The 16118-nt window shown below is 29.3% G+C and carries 20 protein-coding genes and 1 pseudogene; 19 read left to right on the top strand and 2 right to left on the bottom strand.

Features of this window, described 5'->3' with window-relative positions; genetic code table 11:
• The 19 genes and pseudogenes from AJ885_RS04715 (at nt 1) to AJ885_RS10650 (ending at nt 14267) form a co-directional block, all read left to right on the top strand.
• On the top strand, nt 1-1662 hold the full coding sequence (locus AJ885_RS04715) for a hypothetical protein (protein ID WP_070280823.1): 1662 nt from the start codon (nt 1-3) through the stop codon (nt 1660-1662).
• A gap of 3 nt (nt 1663-1665) precedes the next feature.
• Nucleotides 1666-2760, top strand: coding sequence for a hypothetical protein (locus AJ885_RS04710; protein WP_070280821.1), 1095 nt, complete (start codon nt 1666-1668; stop codon nt 2758-2760).
• 1 nt (nt 2761) lies between these two features.
• On the top strand, nt 2762-3211 hold the full coding sequence (locus tag AJ885_RS04705; protein WP_070280819.1) for a hypothetical protein: 450 nt from the start codon (nt 2762-2764) through the stop codon (nt 3209-3211).
• Nucleotides 3212-3223: 12 nt separating this feature from the next.
• On the top strand, nt 3224-3859 hold the full coding sequence (locus tag AJ885_RS04700; protein WP_070280817.1) for a DUF4376 domain-containing protein: 636 nt from the start codon (nt 3224-3226) through the stop codon (nt 3857-3859).
• 1 nt (nt 3860) lies between these two features.
• Complete coding sequence (locus tag AJ885_RS04695) at nt 3861-4358, top strand: hypothetical protein (RefSeq protein ID WP_070280816.1); 498 nt, start codon at nt 3861-3863, stop codon at nt 4356-4358.
• Nucleotides 4339-4713, top strand: coding sequence for a DUF1353 domain-containing protein (locus AJ885_RS04690; protein ID WP_039625782.1), 375 nt, complete (start codon nt 4339-4341; stop codon nt 4711-4713). The genes AJ885_RS04695 and AJ885_RS04690 overlap by 20 nt, the downstream gene beginning before the upstream one ends.
• Complete coding sequence (locus tag AJ885_RS04685; RefSeq protein WP_070280815.1) at nt 4710-5171, top strand: DUF5675 family protein; 462 nt, start codon at nt 4710-4712, stop codon at nt 5169-5171. The genes AJ885_RS04690 and AJ885_RS04685 overlap by 4 nt, the downstream gene beginning before the upstream one ends.
• Nucleotides 5168-5596 carry a hypothetical protein gene (locus AJ885_RS04680; RefSeq protein WP_306428649.1) on the top strand — a complete coding sequence of 143 codons (429 nt, stop codon included), beginning with the start codon at nt 5168-5170 and terminating at the stop codon, nt 5594-5596. Before AJ885_RS04685 ends, AJ885_RS04680 begins: the two co-directional genes overlap by 4 nt.
• Nucleotides 5514-5711 carry a hypothetical protein gene (locus AJ885_RS10135; protein ID WP_002796174.1) on the top strand — a complete coding sequence of 66 codons (198 nt, stop codon included), beginning with the start codon at nt 5514-5516 and terminating at the stop codon, nt 5709-5711. The genes AJ885_RS04680 and AJ885_RS10135 overlap by 83 nt, the downstream gene beginning before the upstream one ends.
• Complete coding sequence (locus AJ885_RS04675) at nt 5704-6195, top strand: hypothetical protein (RefSeq protein ID WP_002861686.1); 492 nt, start codon at nt 5704-5706, stop codon at nt 6193-6195. Before AJ885_RS10135 ends, AJ885_RS04675 begins: the two co-directional genes overlap by 8 nt.
• A complete protein-coding gene (locus tag AJ885_RS04670; protein ID WP_070280813.1) occupies nt 6195-7919 on the top strand; it encodes a hypothetical protein in 1725 nt (574 codons plus the stop codon). Before AJ885_RS04675 ends, AJ885_RS04670 begins: the two co-directional genes overlap by 1 nt.
• 116 nt (nt 7920-8035) lie before the next feature.
• Nucleotides 8036-8185 (top strand): hypothetical protein, encoded by a 150-nt coding sequence (locus tag AJ885_RS04665; protein ID WP_002857548.1) that lies wholly within the window; start codon nt 8036-8038, stop codon nt 8183-8185.
• Nucleotides 8186-8190: 5 nt separating this feature from the next.
• Nucleotides 8191-8892, top strand: a complete 702-nt coding sequence (locus AJ885_RS04660; RefSeq protein WP_002861225.1) for a tRNA1(Val) (adenine(37)-N6)-methyltransferase — start codon at nt 8191-8193, stop codon at nt 8890-8892.
• Nucleotides 8882-9256 (top strand): YkgJ family cysteine cluster protein, encoded by a 375-nt coding sequence (locus AJ885_RS04655; protein ID WP_002881237.1) that lies wholly within the window; start codon nt 8882-8884, stop codon nt 9254-9256. The genes AJ885_RS04660 and AJ885_RS04655 overlap by 11 nt, the downstream gene beginning before the upstream one ends.
• Nucleotides 9229-10506, top strand: a complete 1278-nt coding sequence (locus AJ885_RS04650) for a tetratricopeptide repeat protein (protein WP_070209756.1) — start codon at nt 9229-9231, stop codon at nt 10504-10506. Before AJ885_RS04655 ends, AJ885_RS04650 begins: the two co-directional genes overlap by 28 nt.
• Complete coding sequence (gene trpC / locus AJ885_RS04645) at nt 10503-11279, top strand: indole-3-glycerol phosphate synthase TrpC (protein ID WP_070209757.1); 777 nt, start codon at nt 10503-10505, stop codon at nt 11277-11279. The genes AJ885_RS04650 and trpC overlap by 4 nt, the downstream gene beginning before the upstream one ends.
• Nucleotides 11280-11288: 9 nt before the next feature.
• A complete protein-coding gene (locus tag AJ885_RS04640; protein WP_002861229.1) occupies nt 11289-11774 on the top strand; it encodes an HIT family protein in 486 nt (161 codons plus the stop codon).
• Nucleotides 11764-12762, top strand: a complete 999-nt coding sequence (mnmH, locus tag AJ885_RS04635) for a tRNA 2-selenouridine(34) synthase MnmH (RefSeq protein WP_002861230.1) — start codon at nt 11764-11766, stop codon at nt 12760-12762. The genes AJ885_RS04640 and mnmH overlap by 11 nt, the downstream gene beginning before the upstream one ends.
• Nucleotides 12763-13099: 337 nt before the next feature.
• Nucleotides 13100-14267 (top strand): annotated as a pseudogene (locus AJ885_RS10650) (ammonium transporter).
• A gap of 66 nt (nt 14268-14333) precedes the next feature.
• Here the strand turns inward: AJ885_RS10650 and hemH are convergent.
• Both hemH and AJ885_RS04615 read right to left on the bottom strand, forming a co-directional pair.
• A complete protein-coding gene (gene hemH / locus AJ885_RS04620; RefSeq protein ID WP_002861236.1) occupies nt 14334-15251 on the bottom strand; it encodes a ferrochelatase in 918 nt (305 codons plus the stop codon).
• Nucleotides 15248-16114: a Gfo/Idh/MocA family protein gene (locus AJ885_RS04615; protein ID WP_070209759.1), complete on the bottom strand. Its 867-nt coding sequence runs from the start codon at nt 16112-16114 to the stop codon at nt 15248-15250. The genes hemH and AJ885_RS04615 overlap by 4 nt, the downstream gene beginning before the upstream one ends.
• Between the last annotated feature and the right edge of the window lie 4 nt (nt 16115-16118).

Genomic DNA, 16118 nt, shown 5'->3' with positions numbered 1-16118 from the left:
ATGGGAACAAGCTTAAATGAATTAAAAACAGGTAGAGAAAAACTTGAAATCATAAATCAAGTTTTAGCTAGAATTTCAAATGTTGCTACTGCTTTGGATAATACTAGAATAGAAGAAATTGTAGGACTAAAAGAACAAGTTAATAATTTTTATAATCAAATTTTAGAGCTTAAAAATTTAGTTGTAGAAAATAGCGAGCTTACTCAAAGCAATACTGATTTTACTAAAAACAAAAGAAATGAAATTGAAAAAATAAGCAATGAAATAAAAAATACTTTAAATATTATAGAAGAAATCTACAACAACATTATAGAATCAGAAAAAGATATAAGCAATGGAGTTAATTTTGTTAAAGACAAATATCCTGAACTTAATGAGTTTAATAAAAATTTTGAAATTATAAAAATAAAACTTGAAGAATATTACAACATAGCTGTTGATTTTAATGCAGGTCTTAAAAAAATAGAGGAAAACAAAAATCTTACCAAATCCTATTTAGATTTATCCATAGAACTTAAGCAACAAATCTTACAAGAACTAGAACACGCACAAAGTATTAAAGAAGATTTGCATTCTAATATAGAGCTTGTAAATAAACTTGTTTCAAATATCGTGGCAACAAAAAATGAAATTATATCCATAACAAATGATTTTAAAAATGTAAAATCAGAAGTTCAAAATATAGTTAATGATGCTGAAGCAACAATAAAGCTTAAAATAAACACTATTCTTTTTGAAAATCAAAGATTAAATCAAAATATGATTGATCTGCTAAAGCGTTGCGAGAAGCTAGAGGATGAAATAGTAGCAAAATATGAAGATATTTTAAAAATAGAAGATCTTATAAACTCATCAACTGAAATTATAAATGATTTAAGAGAAGCAGTAAAACAAAGCGAACAAATAAGCGAAGATATGAGAAGTTTTACAGCTATTATCAACGATTTCAAAACAGAAATTTCTAATCTAAAAGCAGATTTAGAAAGCTATGGCGAAAGATTAAAAGGGCAACTTGATTTAAAATTAGCACAAGCAAACTCAAGTGTAGATGCTAAGATTTCAAGCATTGAGACTCTAAAAAATCAAATTGAAGCATATGTAGAAGCTAATAAAAATACCGTAGATACAGCTTTAGCTAACTTTATAGAAAGATCTAAAATAGCTAATGAAGATTTAGGAAGATTGGCTGAAGTAGCAAGAACAGAACTCGCTAATGATAAAACAGCTATTGAAAGTTATTTGCTAGAACTTAAAAAAAGTATCGTTGATGAAATGAAAGAAGTGTCAAATAGCGTTACAGATGAAACAAGTGGAATATTAGCTAAAAAAAACCAAATAGATCTTATCATAGCACGAGGAAAATCAGATTTAGATACTTTAATCAACAACTTTAATTCAAATTATCAAAACAAACTTAACGAATTTAATTCTAATACTAATGAGAAATTAGCTTCTATTAATTCACTCAGTGAAGAAAGTATAGCAAATATACAAAATAAAACAGATGAAAATATAAGCAGATTAGATACAGCCAGCGAAGAAAAACTAGCTAAATTTGATGAAATTATAAAAGATAATTTGGGTGGAATTTATTCTCACATTTTTTCAATCGAAAATGTTTTATTTGATAAAAAAATAATTAAATTAAGTTATAAGGAGTAAAGAATGGCGGACTTAGAGCAAGTTGTAAATGATTTAAATTTGGCATCACAAAGCTTACAAGAGTTAAGAGAAAAATATGATGGTGCTTTAGATTTACTAGATAATAAAAATACAGAAATAACAGGTGCGCTAGATAGTGCAAAATCTGATGCGCTACAAGAAATACAAACTATAAGCGATACAGCTACAAGTCAAATTTCGCAGTTAAAAGACACATCCTTAAATTTGGTCAACGAAGCTAAAAATACAGCTACAACTGAAATATCAAATAAAAAGGAAGAGCATAAACAAGAGTTAGAAACTAAGAAGAATGAATATATTAATGAAATTGATGCAAAAGCTAATGAGTATGATATTGCCAATATTAATGCGCAAGTTCAAGCTATGGATACCAAAATAACCGAGCAGATCAATGGTGCAAAAACGGAATTAAATTCGAAAATAGACAATAAGGTAACAAAAACTGGAGATGAAACTATAGCAGGCGTTAAGACATTCTCTAGTTCAATAGTAATACCAAATGCAACTGCTAATAACCATGCGACAAATTTAGGTCAATTAAATAGCAAAGTATCCCTAAACGGAGATGAAACTATAGCAGGTGTAAAAACATTCTCAGTACCACCTGTATCAGCAACTAATCCTACTGCTAACAATCAAGTAGCAAACAAATCATATGTAGATACCGCTTTAAATACAAAAGCAAATTTAAATGGAGATAATATATTTAATGGCACAAATACTTTTAATCAGGCATTAACTTCTGGGGCCGATCCAACAAATGATAATCACTTAACTAGAAAATCGTATGTAGATTATGGTGGTGGAATTAGAAATCTTGGCACAACTGGTAGTATAAATCTAGATTTAAGACAAGCTCAGCATTTTATCTTAACAATGACAGCCAGAGGAGCTATTGGTATAGCAAATTGGGGTGGAGCAGGTAAAAGTGGAACTATCACTGTCAATAATGCTGAAAATATCACTGCTTTTTCGGCACCTTTTAAATTTAGAGTAGCACAAAGTGGTTTTAGTGGAACTGAGACCTTTGCTTATTTTTGCATAGCACCAAATAATGTAAGATTAGTAAGGACTTAATATGAACTGTCTCCTTCTTTCTAATAATGGCATAGCACTCAATTTACCTCCATCTTTAGGAGGCTCGGTTGCAAATTATAATCATATGTTAAAGCTAAACATGATTTATAAACAAGCAGTGGTATTGCCATCAAATATTAATAATAAAGAAGTGGTTATGTTAGGCGAAGTTTGGACGACTGGAAATATGTCTAATAAAACTTCTGCAAATACTTTGCATATCACATGGAACAATTTTAACTCTAGTGTAGAGTTGCATGCTTTAAGTAAACATTACACTGCCAATGCAAAAATCAAAGTAGAGAAAAAATTCAATTTTGGAAATATAAATAACTTACAAATAATGCTAAGTTCTTATCAAAGTGGTAGTTCAAATGCAAGGGCTGGTTGGAACTTAAGTGATGGGAATAGATTAAACCCAAGAGCAAATTTAACATTATACTGGAATTAAGAAAGGATAAATATGTTTTATGATTTAAAAAATAAAAGTTTAAAATATGATGATATTTTTTTAAAAGATGTAAAAATACAAAACGAAGAAGGTGAAATTGATGCACAAGATACTTATTTCTTAAGTGCTTGCGATGATGAGCTTTTAAAAGAGCTTGGTTTTGCTAGAGTGAGTGAGCAAGAATTGCCAAGTTTTGATGAAAAAAGCCAAGAGCTTGTTAGAAAAGAAGAATTTGATGAGCTAAGTAATATCTTTCATATAAAATACGAAGTACGCCAAAAAAGTTTAGAAGAACTAAAAACAATTAAGCTTGATGAAATAAGAGCTAAAAGAGATGAGGCTTTAGAAAGCGGACTTATTTATAATGAGCATACTTTCCAAACAAGAGAAAAAGACAAACTCAACATCAATGGAGCTGTAACTAATTTAATGCTTGATATGCAAAGTAAAGCTAACTCAATTTCTGAAGTCATTTGGATTGATATAAATGATGAAAAAGTAACTTTTACACCACAAGATTTTTTAAAATTTGCTTCAATAGTGGCTTTTCATACCCAAGAAATTACCTTTAAAGCAAACATCTTAAAAGAAAGAATAGAGCAAGCTAAATCTGAGCAAGATTTAGAAGCTATTGTTTGGGAAGATTAATATGTTGCATTTAGAAAATTCAGCCAATATAGCTTTATTTGGAGGTTCTCTTATCTTAGCTTTTTTCTTTCAGTTTTTAGCATATACTGGCATTAAGGAAGCTCAAGCTTTTACTTTGTTTATTATTTTTATATTTTCAGCAATAGTAGGTTTTTGCAGAACTTTAGCCTTAAATGAAAGTGTTAAGGCTTATACCTTTTCTGATCTTTTGTCAAAGTTTTTAATGCTAGGAATGCCTTTTATGTTTGCTTTGGGTGCAAAGCAAATAAATGCTTTATATTATTTTGTAGATTATAGTTTTAGCTTTTTGATTTTAGGAGAAATCCTTTCTGTGATGATTAACATCCAATCTATAAAAACAAGAAAAGCAATAGCTGAAGTAGATATTTACAATATTGCAGTTGAGAAAATAAAGAATTTTTCAAGTGGTTTTTTAAAAACAAATACTTATATAAAAGAAGAAGAAAAGAGTAGGCAAGATGATAAGAAAAACACTTAAAAGGGTTATAGTTAAACCTTTTGGCAAAGATAGATTTGAAGTTGTAAAAGAATTTGAAGTTAGTTTGTGTGGTTTAAATTTTATCGTACCAAAAGGCTTTATTAGTGATGGTGCTTCAGTGCCACGCATTTTTTGGAGTATTTATCCTCCATATAAAAGTGAGTATTTTAGTGCAGCAATTGTGCATGATTATTTATGCCAAAAAGCATATTCAAAAGATGATTATAAGCTAGCAGATAAAGTTTTAAAAGAAGCTATGAGTGAGCTTGGTTGTTCTAAAGTAAAGACTTTTATTTTTTATCATGCGTGCAATACATTCCATGTGGTTAAATGTTTTTTGAAAGGAATAAAATGAAAATAACAATTAATAGAAGATACACAGGTAAAACTTGTGTTATTGGTAAATTTAAGGTTTTAGATGATAAAGAAAAAATTCTTTTTGAATGTTTTTGTTTGGAAGAAGACAAAGAAGGTTTAGAAAGTGGCAAAGATTTAAGAATACCTGAAGGAAATTATAATTTAAGAAGACACACACCTTCACGATTTGAAAATACTTTAAGAAGCATTACAAAAAAAGATGATGATACAATGATAAATGTTTATAATGATGAAGTTCCAGCAAGTCGTGCAATTTTAATACACTGGGGAAACACTGACAAAGACACAAAAGGTTGTATCTTGCTGGGGCTTACTAAAGATAATAATAATGAAAGTGTCGGTCAAAGCAGACAAGCTTGTAAAGAATTTTATGATTTGATGTATGGTAAAAATCTTGAAGACATTAAATTAGAAATAACAAATGAGTTAGCATGAGTTCTATATTTTCATATATCCTAGGAGATAAAAAGCTTTATATCGCTTTAGTATTAATGGCAATCTTAGCAGGATATTTTTATCTAAGACTTGATAGCACAAAGGCCAAATTAGAAAAAAGTCAAAGTGATTTAGCTTTGGCTTTAAAAGTCAATGAAAATAATCAAGAAAAATTAAAAGAATTAAATCAAATTCATAAAACAGAATTAAAGGCTTTAAATGAAGCAAACAATCAAAAAAATCAAGTACAAGAAAGGGTGCAATATGTTAAAGAATACATTTATAAAAGCAATGAAAATAATATTACCAAGCTTTTTAACGATGTCGTTGATAGGTTGTGGGATGCAAACTCAACAAGTAGTAACCAAAATCGAAATTCAAAAAGTAAGAATTCCGCAAGAGTTATTAACACTAAGCCCCCTTGAAAAGCCAAAGGCAAAAAATGAACTAGATATTTTAAATGCTTATTCTATGCTTTTTTACAAATACAAACAGTGTGAAATTCAGATAAGCAAAATAAAGGAGCTAAATAATGAGTAATACAAATGTTGATTACAACAAAAGACTTGAAGCATTTAAAGAAATTTATCCGCAAATTTTAGAAATGAGTTTAGCAGAAAAATCTCCATTTGGAGAATTTAAAAAGCTTTTAGAACAATTTGGAAACGATAATGTTATAAGAAATGACCAACAATTTCAAAGCTTGGCACAAGCGTTGGTAAGTGTTGGACAAACCATAGTGGCTCAAAGTCAAAATACAGCTTTATCCATGATTTTACAAGGCGATGAAAACGAGCTTAACGCTGAAAAAGCTTTACTTTTAAGAGCTCAAACAGAAACAGAAAAAGCAAAACCTGCATTAATAGCTAGACAAACTTCACAGATAGATGATAATTTAAGAATAGAAGCTGCAAAAGTTACACAGAGTGTTCAATTTGGATATTGTACCGGTGGTCTTGATATACCACAAGAAATTATGAAGCTTGTTAAAGAAAAGATAGAAAATATAGAAAAGTCTTCATAATGCTTATAGATGAAAAAAGGCTTATGAGAAATTATACTCTTAAGCCTGCTTATCCATCAAACATAGGAGAATTAGATACACAAGAAGTATATAAACAATGGTTTACCTATGCTATGATAGGGGTAAATAAATATGTTGAGCTTTTACATAAACAACTTGTAAGAAAAGGTAGAAGTCAAATTCAAAATATAAACCATCCGCTATTTAAAAATTCGTATATAGTGAAAAAATATAACATTAAAAGTTCTAGCACTGCACCTTATAATAAGGAAAACTATAATGATTTAGGACTTAACCAATTTTTCGTAGGGCAAGATCCATACAAACCTTATCAGGGAGATCCTAGTAGTGAAAATGGAATATATCATGATATTTGCGAAATAAGAACTAATTATAATTTAGGAAGTATGCAGTATTATTATGGTTTTCCAAATAATTTAGCCCTTTTATTTGAAAAAGAAAAAGCTTGGAAATATAATGGAAAAGGATTTTTTTATATTGATGAAAAAATAAATTTCAAAGATATATTAAATAAGGCATTGGAAAATATAAATTATGAAATGCTTATAAATGATATAGAAGTAGTTATTTTTTCTCAAACCATCCAAAAAAATAATGAATGGATATATCCTAGTATTGATGATATTAAAATACCAGAAATTAAAGTAGAAAATGTTGAATTTAAACCAACTTTTGGAAAACCTTATAAAAAATTATGCATTGATGTTGAAAAATTTTATAATGATTTTAAAGAATTAAATAAAAATATATTTAGAATCGAAAAAGTAGAAATAGTCTATAATGTATATGAGAAAGCACAAAAAACTAGAGAGAGTGATCCGAGTAAAATATATTATACTTTAACAAGCAAAAAGATATCTTTTTTTGAAGTATTTAACTCAATAAAAGAAAATTATAAATGCAAATATGCAACTCCTTTATGTTTTTATAATGGGTTTAATTTAGTTTGTTATGAAGAGCCTTATGTTGCTTATTCTTACCTCAATAATCAAAGCTTTGGAAAAAAAGATACAAGTGTTACGCCAAGCGTATATCCGTTATATAGAAAAAGTTCAAATTTACCTTATGGGCGTAGAGATAGATGGTTTGCATTATGGGATAGTTTTTATTATCTTTATGTATACGAAAAATCAAGCAAAGGAATTTTAAGCTTTTTGGCACCTATTGTTACTATTATTTTGGCTGTAGCTACTTGGTGGATTGGCGGACAAGGTGCATGGCTAGGAACATTGATAGGAGTGAGTGAGAATGTAGCTGCGGGTATCACACTAGGAATTAGCTTAGGTTTAGTCGTGGGTTCACTTACTGGAAATAAATTATTTTCAATTCTTAATGCTGTTTGGGGTTTGGTTAATTTTTTAGGTGCTTGGGGTGCTAATAATTGGAATTTAGCTGCAGATTTTACAAAAAATACAGCACAAGCAGCACAAGAAATGACAACTTTTGAATCAACTTTAAATATTGTTGGAAATTTACTAAGCGGAGCTAGTAAGATTTTTGATGTTGTTCAAAGCATTACAGCAGAAACTCCTGATATGATAAATGAGCAAAGCGATGATTCTGATAATGAAGGTGGAAATGGAAGTGAAGCTGAAGAATTAGCAAAAGATGCAATTAATCCAACTTTATGGTATAATTTTGAAACTGCAGATATATTAAATGAAAAAATAGAAAAGAAAGAAAAACCTATTTTTATATTTTAATTTTTGTAGCCATTTTGTAGCCAAATTAAATTTGAAATATTTAAAATTTATATTTTATGGTATTTTATAGTTATTGTTAGGTGTTCGCCGTGGACACCATTTTATGAGGTGTTATTATGATAAAAATTGCTTTTTTTATAACTTTTGTAATTTCTTTTTTGACAGCACAAAGCCCAGTAAATTTTAAAGAAGATAATAATATAACAAAAGAACAAAATATATTTAAAGAACAACCTCCAAAACGCATTAAAATTCCAACGCATTAAAATATATGTCAGATTTGATTACGCTAGCACAATTATCACAAGGGTATCGTTACAATAGTGATTCTTTAATTTTAGCTGATTTTATTTTAAAACAAGGAATTAAAGGCGCTGTTTTTGATGTAGGTGCAGGCTGTGGTATCATAGGTATTTTACTTAAAAAAAATATTGCAAATTTAAGTTTATCTTTGATTGATATTCAAAAAGAAAATATAAAATTGATTGAAAAAAATTTAAAATCCAACCAAATACAAGGCGATATTTTTCATGATGATTTCAATCAATTTCAAAGCATAAAAAAATTTGACTTCATAGTTTGCAATCCTCCATTTTATAGACAAGGAGCTTACAAGAGTGAAGATCAGCATAAAGCTATAAGTAAATTTCAGGAATTTTTACCCTTGCATAGCTTTTTAACTAAAGCAAATTCTATGCTTAAGCCAAATGGTACTTTGTATTTTTGCTATGAAGCTTTAGCTTTAGATGAAATTTGTTTTATTTTAAAAGATATGAAAATAAAAATAACAAAGCTTTGCTTTGTACATACACATCAAAATAAAAAAGCAAGACTTGTTTTGATACAGGTAAAAAAAGGTTCAAAATCGCCTTGTGAGATTTTACCTCCTTTTTTTGTATATGAAAATGAAATTTTAAGCAAACAAATGCAAGAAATTCACTTAAGATTTAGGTTAAAAAGTTATGATATTTGATAAAAATTTTTCTTATGCTTTTGATGAAAATGCTTGTGAGAAATGCGGTGGAAAGTGTTGCACTGGAGAAAGTGGCAATATTTTTGCGAGCATGGAAGAATTAGAAGCATTAAGAAAGCATTTAAATTTAGAAAGCAAAGAATTTGCTGAAAAATACTTGAGAAAAGTGGGCTTTAAAATGAGTTTTAAGGAAGTCGAATTTGAAGATGGCTTTGCTTGCATTTTTTTTGATACTCAAAAAAGAAATTGCAGTATCTACGATTTTCGTCCAAAACAATGCAGAACTTTTCCATTTTGGGAATATTTTAAAACACATCAAAAGGAATTAGAAAAAGAATGTATAGGTATTTGTTATTTGTCTTAGTAGCCTTTTTTTTGGCAGCTTGTGGAAGTTCAAAAATCAATGTTGTTTATCCTGATTATACAAAATATAAAAGCAATGATTTTGATTTAAGGGTTGTGAAGGCTTATAATTATGAGTATTATAAACAATACAAAGAAGCCAGAGATGAATTTTTAAGTCTTTATCAAGATTATAATAATGCTAATTTTTTAGAAAATGCATTTTTACTTACTTTGGCAAACAATCTTGACAAGCAAGCAGAGTTAAATAATCTAGCAAAGCCTTATTTAAATCAAAATGACAATCTTAAGCGACTTAGTGCTCTTTATGCTTTAAATTCAAATGATATCAATAATGCTCAAAAACTTATGAAAGAGCTTTTAACAAAAAAGGATAGTGATCCTAGAAATTTAGAGCTTTACGGAGATATTTTGGTTAAAAAAAATGATTTAAAAAATGCCACAAAGTACTATAGATCTGCTTATAATCAAGTGCAAAACGAAGAAATTTTATTTAAACTCATAGGAATTTATGCGATTTTAAATGATACTTTAAATATTAAAAATGTTTTAGAATTTTCAAGAAAAACCAATGGTTGCACTCTCAAAACTTGCGTCTTGCTTGCTAAAATTTATTTTGATGAAAAAAATATCGAAGCTTTAAAAAGTATATATAAAGAGCTTTATCAACTTACCAAAAATAAAAGTTTTGCATTGGCTTTGGTTGAGCTTTTAAATTCTCAAGGCAAAACAGAAGAAGCTTTAAAAATTTCTTTGAAGTATGATTTAGATGATGATATTAAACTTGCTTTGTATCAGAATTTAAAACGCTTTGATGATGCTAAAAAAATGAGTTTAGCTCTTTATCATAAAACAAAAAATAAAGAATATCTTCTACGAGCGGCAGTTTTTGAATTTGAAGCTGCAAATGAAGCTAAAAAAATCACTCCAAAAGTAATTGATTCTGTAAAAGAAAAATTCGAACAGGCTATCGATAAAGATAGCAATGCTTTGTATTTAAACTACTATGGATATTTGCTTATAGATTATGATTTAGATGTTAAAAAAGGTATAGAGCTTGTGAAACTTGCCTTAGAAAAAGATCCACAGAATTTGTATTATTTAGATTCTTTAGCTTGGGGGTATTATAAACTAGGCAATTGTAAGCAAGCATGGGAAATTTTAAAACAAACATTAGATGATAAAGAATTTGCAAATTCTGATGAGAGTAAAGCTCATATAAAAGCGATAAAGGCGTGTGTAAAACCATGATATTGGATAAAATTTTTGAAAAAACAAAAGAAGATTTAAAAGAACGCAAACTAAAACTTCCTTATGATATGTTAGGGCGTTCTTTAGCTTCAAATCCTTTCTTTCCAAAAGATGTGATTAAAGCTTTAAAAAGAGTAGAAAAAGAAGTTAAAATCATAGCAGAAGTAAAAAAAGCAAGTCCTAGCAAGGGAGTCATTAGAGAAAACTTTGATCCTTTGAGTATCGCTTTAAATTATGAGAAGAACAAAGCTGCGGCGATTTCTGTTTTGACTGAGCCACATTTTTTTAAAGGTTCTTTAGAATACTTAAGTCTTATACGCCGTTATACACAAATTCCTTTACTTAGAAAAGATTTTATCTTTGATGAGTATCAAATTTTAGAAGCTTTGGTTTATGGGGCAGATTTTGTATTGTTAATCGCTAAAATGCTAAGCATGAAAGAGCTTAAAAAACTGCTTGAGTTTGCAAGACATTTAGGTCTTGAGGCTTTGGTTGAAATTCATGATAAAGAGGATTTGAGTAAGGCTATTTTTGCTGGAGCGGATATTATCGGTATCAATCATCGTAATTTAGAGGATTTTACTATGGATATGAGTTTGTGCGAAAAACTTATCCCACAAATCCCAAATTCAAAAATCATCATCGCAGAAAGTGGTTTAGAAAATAAAGAATTTTTAGAGCATTTACAAAATTTAGGCGTTGATGCTTTTTTAATCGGCGAATATTTTATGCGTGAGGAAGATGAAGGAAAGGCTTTAAAAGCTTTGCTTTAAGGAGGGAAAATGCAATATTTGTATGCACCATGGCGGAGTGAGTATTTTGAAAAAGAAAAAACTGTTTGTCCATTTTGTGATTGTACTAATAAGATCAAAAGTGATAAAGAATTAGGTGTGATTTTTAGAGCAAAGCATTGTTTTGGAGTGATGAACCGCTATCCTTATTCTGCGGGGCATTTTATGGTGATTCCTTATGTACATGAAGAGCATATAGAAAATTTAAGCGATGAAATTTGGCAAGAAATGAGCCATTTTGTGCGTTTGGGAGTGAAAATTTTAAAAGAGCAAATTCATGCAAATGGGGTGAATATCGGTATGAATTTAAGCAAAGATGCAGGAGCTGGCATAGCTTTTCACTGTCATTATCATCTAGTGCCACGCTGGGCAGGAGATACAAATTTTATCACAACCATAGGAGAAACTAGGGTTTGTGGCACTAATATCGAGCAAGTTTATCAAAAACTTGTTTTGGCTTTTAAAAATGCTCAGTGAAGTTGAATTTACAGAATTTCAAAAAGAAAATTTCTCTCTTTTAATCGATGCAAGAAGCCCTAGAGAATTTTTGCATTCTCATTTGATAGGAGCTTTAAATTTTTATGCACTCAATGATGAAGAATATCAGGAAATAGGAACGATTTATAAGAAAAATCAAGCTTTAGCCAAGGCTAGGGGTGCGAGTTATATTTGTCAAAATACCGCTAAACATATATTAGAAATCACTCAAAATTTTCGCATAGGAGAAAAGGTGGGGATTTATTGTTCTCGTGGGGGTTTGCGTTCAAAATCTATCGCAGTGATTTTAAGTGAGCTTGGTTTTAGAGTGGTGCGTTTAAAAGGTGGCTTTAAAGCTTATAGAACTTTTGTAACGCGTTATTTTGAAAATGAAATAAATTTTGATTTTTTTGCTCTTTGCGGCAATACAGGCTGTGGAAAAACAGAGCTTTTAGAACAACTCCCACAAGCTATAAATTTAGAAAAAATGGCAAATCATTTAGGCTCATCTTTTGGTGATATTTTAGGAAAACAACCTACGCAAAAAGCTTTTGAAGCAGAACTTTTTCACAATATGCAAAATTTAGAAAATTTTGCTTTCATAGAAAGTGAAAGTCGCAAAATAGGGGATATCATCTTACCTTTGAAATTTTATGAAAAAATGCAAAAGGCTTTTAAAATTTATTGTTTTTGTTCTTTGGAAAATCGCGTTAAAAGAATACAAAAAATTTATCAAGAAAAAATGACTCCTTTAAAATTTCAACAATGTGTGCAAAAAATCAGCCCTTATATCAGCTTAAATTTACGCCAAGAATTGCTTCAAAGTTATGAGAAAAAAGAATGGCAAAAGCTTATTGTTATGCTTTTGGAGTATTATGATAAAACTTATAAAAAACCAGACAAGATTGATTTTGAGTTAAATACCGATGATATTTTAAAAGCTCAAGAAGAGCTTTTAGATCATTTTAAAGCGCAATTACTTTTTTAATATTAGATAATTTTATTAAATAATCAAATTTTTTCTTCATCATCTTACAATAATCCTTTTTTATCTTTGTTGTTTTTTAGCTTGGCCCAAATTTGTATTTTAATGCTAGTAAATTTGAATCATAGAGAAGTAAAATATTTTTTAAATCCCTATTTATAGTAATTTAAAATAAAAAAATAAACTTTTATAAAAAAATATATAAAATATTTCTTAAATTTATATTTTTTAAATCATTTTAAATATAATTATCTTGTAATTATATTTTGTAAGAAAGGGTAGGTAAGCGAATGCGGTAAATTCAAGTTTTATTGTATTGTGTACTCTGCTAGTTTTGCTTATGACTCCAGCTTTAGCAATGTTTTATTTGGGTATGGTAAGAAGTAAAAATACATTCAATACCATAATGAATTGCTTTATTGTTTTTAGTGTCATTGCTTTACAATGGGTAGTGCTTGGATTTAGCCTTTCTTTTGGTAAAGATGAAGGACTTTGGCTTGTAGGAAATTTCGAGAATTTTCTCTTAGAGGGTATTAGCGGATACAATGCTTCAGGTGTTCTAAATATTCTTTTTGTGATTTTTTAAATGATGTTTGCACTTATTGCATCTGACATCATAACAGGCTCTTTGGTAGGAAGAATTAAACTGGGTGTTTTGGTGATATTTTTGCTTTTTTGGAGTACTTTATTTTATGATGTGTTAGTGCATATGATTCGGAGTAGCGAGGGGTTTTTGCTTAAAAGAGGAAGTCTTGATTTTACTGGGGATGGTGTTGTGCATATTGGCTCTGGGGTTGCTGGACTTGTAGGAGCTTTGATGGTGGGTGCTGGAAAAAGCGATGATGAGGATAAAAACGCGCATTCTATTCTTATGCTTTCTTAGGTGCGATTTTGCTTTTTATAGGATGGCTGGGTTTTAATGCTGGAAGCGTTGGTGAAATGAATGGTAATACTATCAATGCTTTTATAGTTAAGTATTATATCAGCAGCTTGTGGCTTTTTATCTTAGGTAGTGCTTGAGTGGCTCATCCATGAAAAAACCAACTATTTTAGGTGGACTTAGCGGGCTTGTAGGGATTACTCCAGCTTGCGGTTATGTAGATATTTATGCTTCTCTTGTTATAGGAGCTTTGTCTTTCTGTATTTTGTTATTTTGGTTTGAGTTTTATTAAATACAAACTCAAATGGGATGATTCTTTAGATACTTTTTCTTTACACGGAATCGGAGGTGTTTGGGGAGGAATTGCTACAGGGCTTTTTGCAAGTGCTAAAGTAAATCCTAATGTGATTGCTTAAAATGCGCTTGGCGAGATTTTTTATCAGTGGAAGTTTAGAGCTTTTAAAAGAGCAAATTCTTGCTATTATGATTTGTATGTTTTTCAGCTCTCATAAGCTTTATTATTTTTAAGATCATTTCTTATTTTGTAGACTTAAGAGCGAAAGAAGAAGTAGAACAAAAAGGCTTAGATGTGAGTTTGCGCGGAGAAAAAGCTTATACTTTGGCTTAGTCAACTAAATTTTTACCAAAAAGTCCTTGTTAATCTTTAAAAAAATGATAGACAAGGGTCTCAAATTCATTCTTGGTTAAGATCAGATAAATATTTTAAAATAAATTCCATAAATTCATCACTATCATTAGGACAACTTATTAAATCATAATCACATTTTGCTAAATGTTTATACTCCATACCTAGTTCAAAAATCGTTTCAGAACAATCAATGCAAAAAGAAATAGGATAAATCAAAGCTTTATCGTTTAAATTTGCCAAAATATCGCTTGTATTTGGTTCAAGCCATTTTACAGGGCCTAGTTTGGACTGATAAGCTAAAATAAATTCATCAAAATGATCTTTTAATTTTTCTTTTAAAATTTCTACATGATTATTTACATGCTTTTCGTATAAATCACCCTTATCAATAATGCTTTGTGGTAAAGAATGCGCTGAAAAAATCAAAATTTTGGCATCAAATTTACTTTTTTTATCCAAAATGTGCGAAACTATCATCTCATTATAAAGCTCATTTTTGTAAAAAATATCTATAGTTTTTACTTTTGCTTGAATTTTTTGCTTTGAAATTTCATTTTGCAGAACTTCTAAAGATGAAGTTACTGTGGTGCAAGAATGGTGCGGATAAAGTGGAAAAAGAATAATTTCATCATTTTCATTTAAAGTGTATTTTTGCAAAATTTCTGTGGCAAAAGGAGGCACATAAAGATTTACAAAATCAAATTTAAATTCATCTTGTTTTAAATTAAGTTTATTACACAGGCTTTGAGTAAGTTCGTTTAAAGGGGATTTTCCACCCATTTTTCTATAGTTTTCTTGCATGGCTTTAACGCGAGCCTTTGTTATGATCCATGCTACAAATTTTCTTAAAAATCGATTTTTGATTCCTAAAATATAAGGATCATTAAACATATTTTTTAAAAAAACTTCACAATCTTGTAAATTTGTAGCTCCGCCCATATTTAAAAATAAAACTAATTTCACGCAAACCTTTCTAAAATTTCTTGAACTTTGTAAGCATCGCTCGTACTGGCTAGATGATTGGGTTGATTATCGATAAGTTTTAACAAAGCTTCGTGTTCTGAAAAAAGTGGACTTTGTTGAGTAAGTTCTATAAAATTTCCATCTTTTAATAAAGAAAAATCATTTAAATTGGCTTCATAAAAATGATTTTTAGTAATAAGATGAATTTTTCTTAGTTTTTGTGTGCTATTCCAACTTTGATGTATGCTAGCAATACATTTTTCAAGCTCACATAGAATAATGCTTTCACTTTCTCTTGTTTGATCTTGGGTGTATTTTTTAAGCAAATTGGTTTTTGTTATTTCTTGTTTGCTTAAAAAACAAAGCAAATCAAGATCATGCACAGCCAAATCTTGCAAAATTCCTACATCGCCGATTCTTTGCGGGTAGGGTGAAAATCTTTGTATGTTAATGCTGATAATTTCTTCATTTTCAAGCTCTTTTTTTAGGGCTAAAACCGCAGGATTAAATCTTTCACAAAAACCTACGCCTACTTTTACGCTGTATTCTTTAGCTAAATTTGAAATTTCGTCTATTTCTTTTAAATTTAGAGCTAAAGGCTTTTCGATTAAAACGCATTTGCATTGTTTAAAAATTTTTTTTGCTATTGCTAAATGTGAATTTGTAGGTGTTGCTATGATGATAATATCATTATTTTGATTTAAAAATTTATCCAAATCATCATAAAAAATATCATCAAAAATATTTAGATTTGGATTTTTGCAAAGATCAAAAAGTGCATTAAGTTTAAAATGAGAATTTTTACTAAGTTCATTTAAGTGGTTTTGCCCCATTTTTCCAAGGCCTATGATACCTATTTTCATGGAA

The sequence above is a fragment of the Campylobacter sp. BCW_6464 genome, assembly GCF_001762775.1.
GTDB classification, from domain to species: Bacteria; Campylobacterota; Campylobacteria; order Campylobacterales; family Campylobacteraceae; genus Campylobacter_D; species Campylobacter_D jejuni.
The sequence above is the reverse complement of the archived record's forward strand: the minus strand, read 5'-3'. Positions and strand labels throughout refer to the sequence as shown.

Bases quoted from the DNA above. Each gene is read 5' to 3' on its own strand.
- AJ885_RS04665 (WP_002857548.1), top strand. From the start codon at position 8,036: ATGATAAAAATTGCTTTTTTTATAACTTTTGTAATTTCTTTTTTGACA.
- mnmH (WP_002861230.1), top strand. From the start codon at position 11,764: ATGCTCAGTGAAGTTGAATTTACAGAATTTCAAAAAGAAAATTTCTCT.
- AJ885_RS04680 (WP_306428649.1), top strand. From the start codon at position 5,168: ATGAGTTCTATATTTTCATATATCCTAGGAGATAAAAAGCTTTATATC.
- trpC (WP_070209757.1), top strand. From the start codon at position 10,503: ATGATATTGGATAAAATTTTTGAAAAAACAAAAGAAGATTTAAAAGAA.
- AJ885_RS10135 (WP_002796174.1), top strand. From the start codon at position 5,514: ATGCAAACTCAACAAGTAGTAACCAAAATCGAAATTCAAAAAGTAAGA.
- AJ885_RS04715 (WP_070280823.1), top strand. From the start codon at position 1: ATGGGAACAAGCTTAAATGAATTAAAAACAGGTAGAGAAAAACTTGAA.
- AJ885_RS04710 (WP_070280821.1), top strand. From the start codon at position 1,666: ATGGCGGACTTAGAGCAAGTTGTAAATGATTTAAATTTGGCATCACAA.
- AJ885_RS04640 (WP_002861229.1), top strand. From the start codon at position 11,289: ATGCAATATTTGTATGCACCATGGCGGAGTGAGTATTTTGAAAAAGAA.
- AJ885_RS04655 (WP_002881237.1), top strand. From the start codon at position 8,882: ATGATATTTGATAAAAATTTTTCTTATGCTTTTGATGAAAATGCTTGT.
- AJ885_RS04690 (WP_039625782.1), top strand. From the start codon at position 4,339: ATGATAAGAAAAACACTTAAAAGGGTTATAGTTAAACCTTTTGGCAAA.
- AJ885_RS04675 (WP_002861686.1), top strand. From the start codon at position 5,704: ATGAGTAATACAAATGTTGATTACAACAAAAGACTTGAAGCATTTAAA.
- AJ885_RS04660 (WP_002861225.1), top strand. From the start codon at position 8,191: ATGTCAGATTTGATTACGCTAGCACAATTATCACAAGGGTATCGTTAC.
- AJ885_RS04650 (WP_070209756.1), top strand. From the start codon at position 9,229: ATGTATAGGTATTTGTTATTTGTCTTAGTAGCCTTTTTTTTGGCAGCT.
- AJ885_RS04685 (WP_070280815.1), top strand. From the start codon at position 4,710: ATGAAAATAACAATTAATAGAAGATACACAGGTAAAACTTGTGTTATT.
- AJ885_RS04695 (WP_070280816.1), top strand. From the start codon at position 3,861: ATGTTGCATTTAGAAAATTCAGCCAATATAGCTTTATTTGGAGGTTCT.
- AJ885_RS04670 (WP_070280813.1), top strand. From the start codon at position 6,195: ATGCTTATAGATGAAAAAAGGCTTATGAGAAATTATACTCTTAAGCCT.
- AJ885_RS04615 (WP_070209759.1), bottom strand. From the start codon at position 16,114: ATGAAAATAGGTATCATAGGCCTTGGAAAAATGGGGCAAAACCACTTA.
- AJ885_RS04705 (WP_070280819.1), top strand. From the start codon at position 2,762: ATGAACTGTCTCCTTCTTTCTAATAATGGCATAGCACTCAATTTACCT.
- AJ885_RS04700 (WP_070280817.1), top strand. From the start codon at position 3,224: ATGTTTTATGATTTAAAAAATAAAAGTTTAAAATATGATGATATTTTT.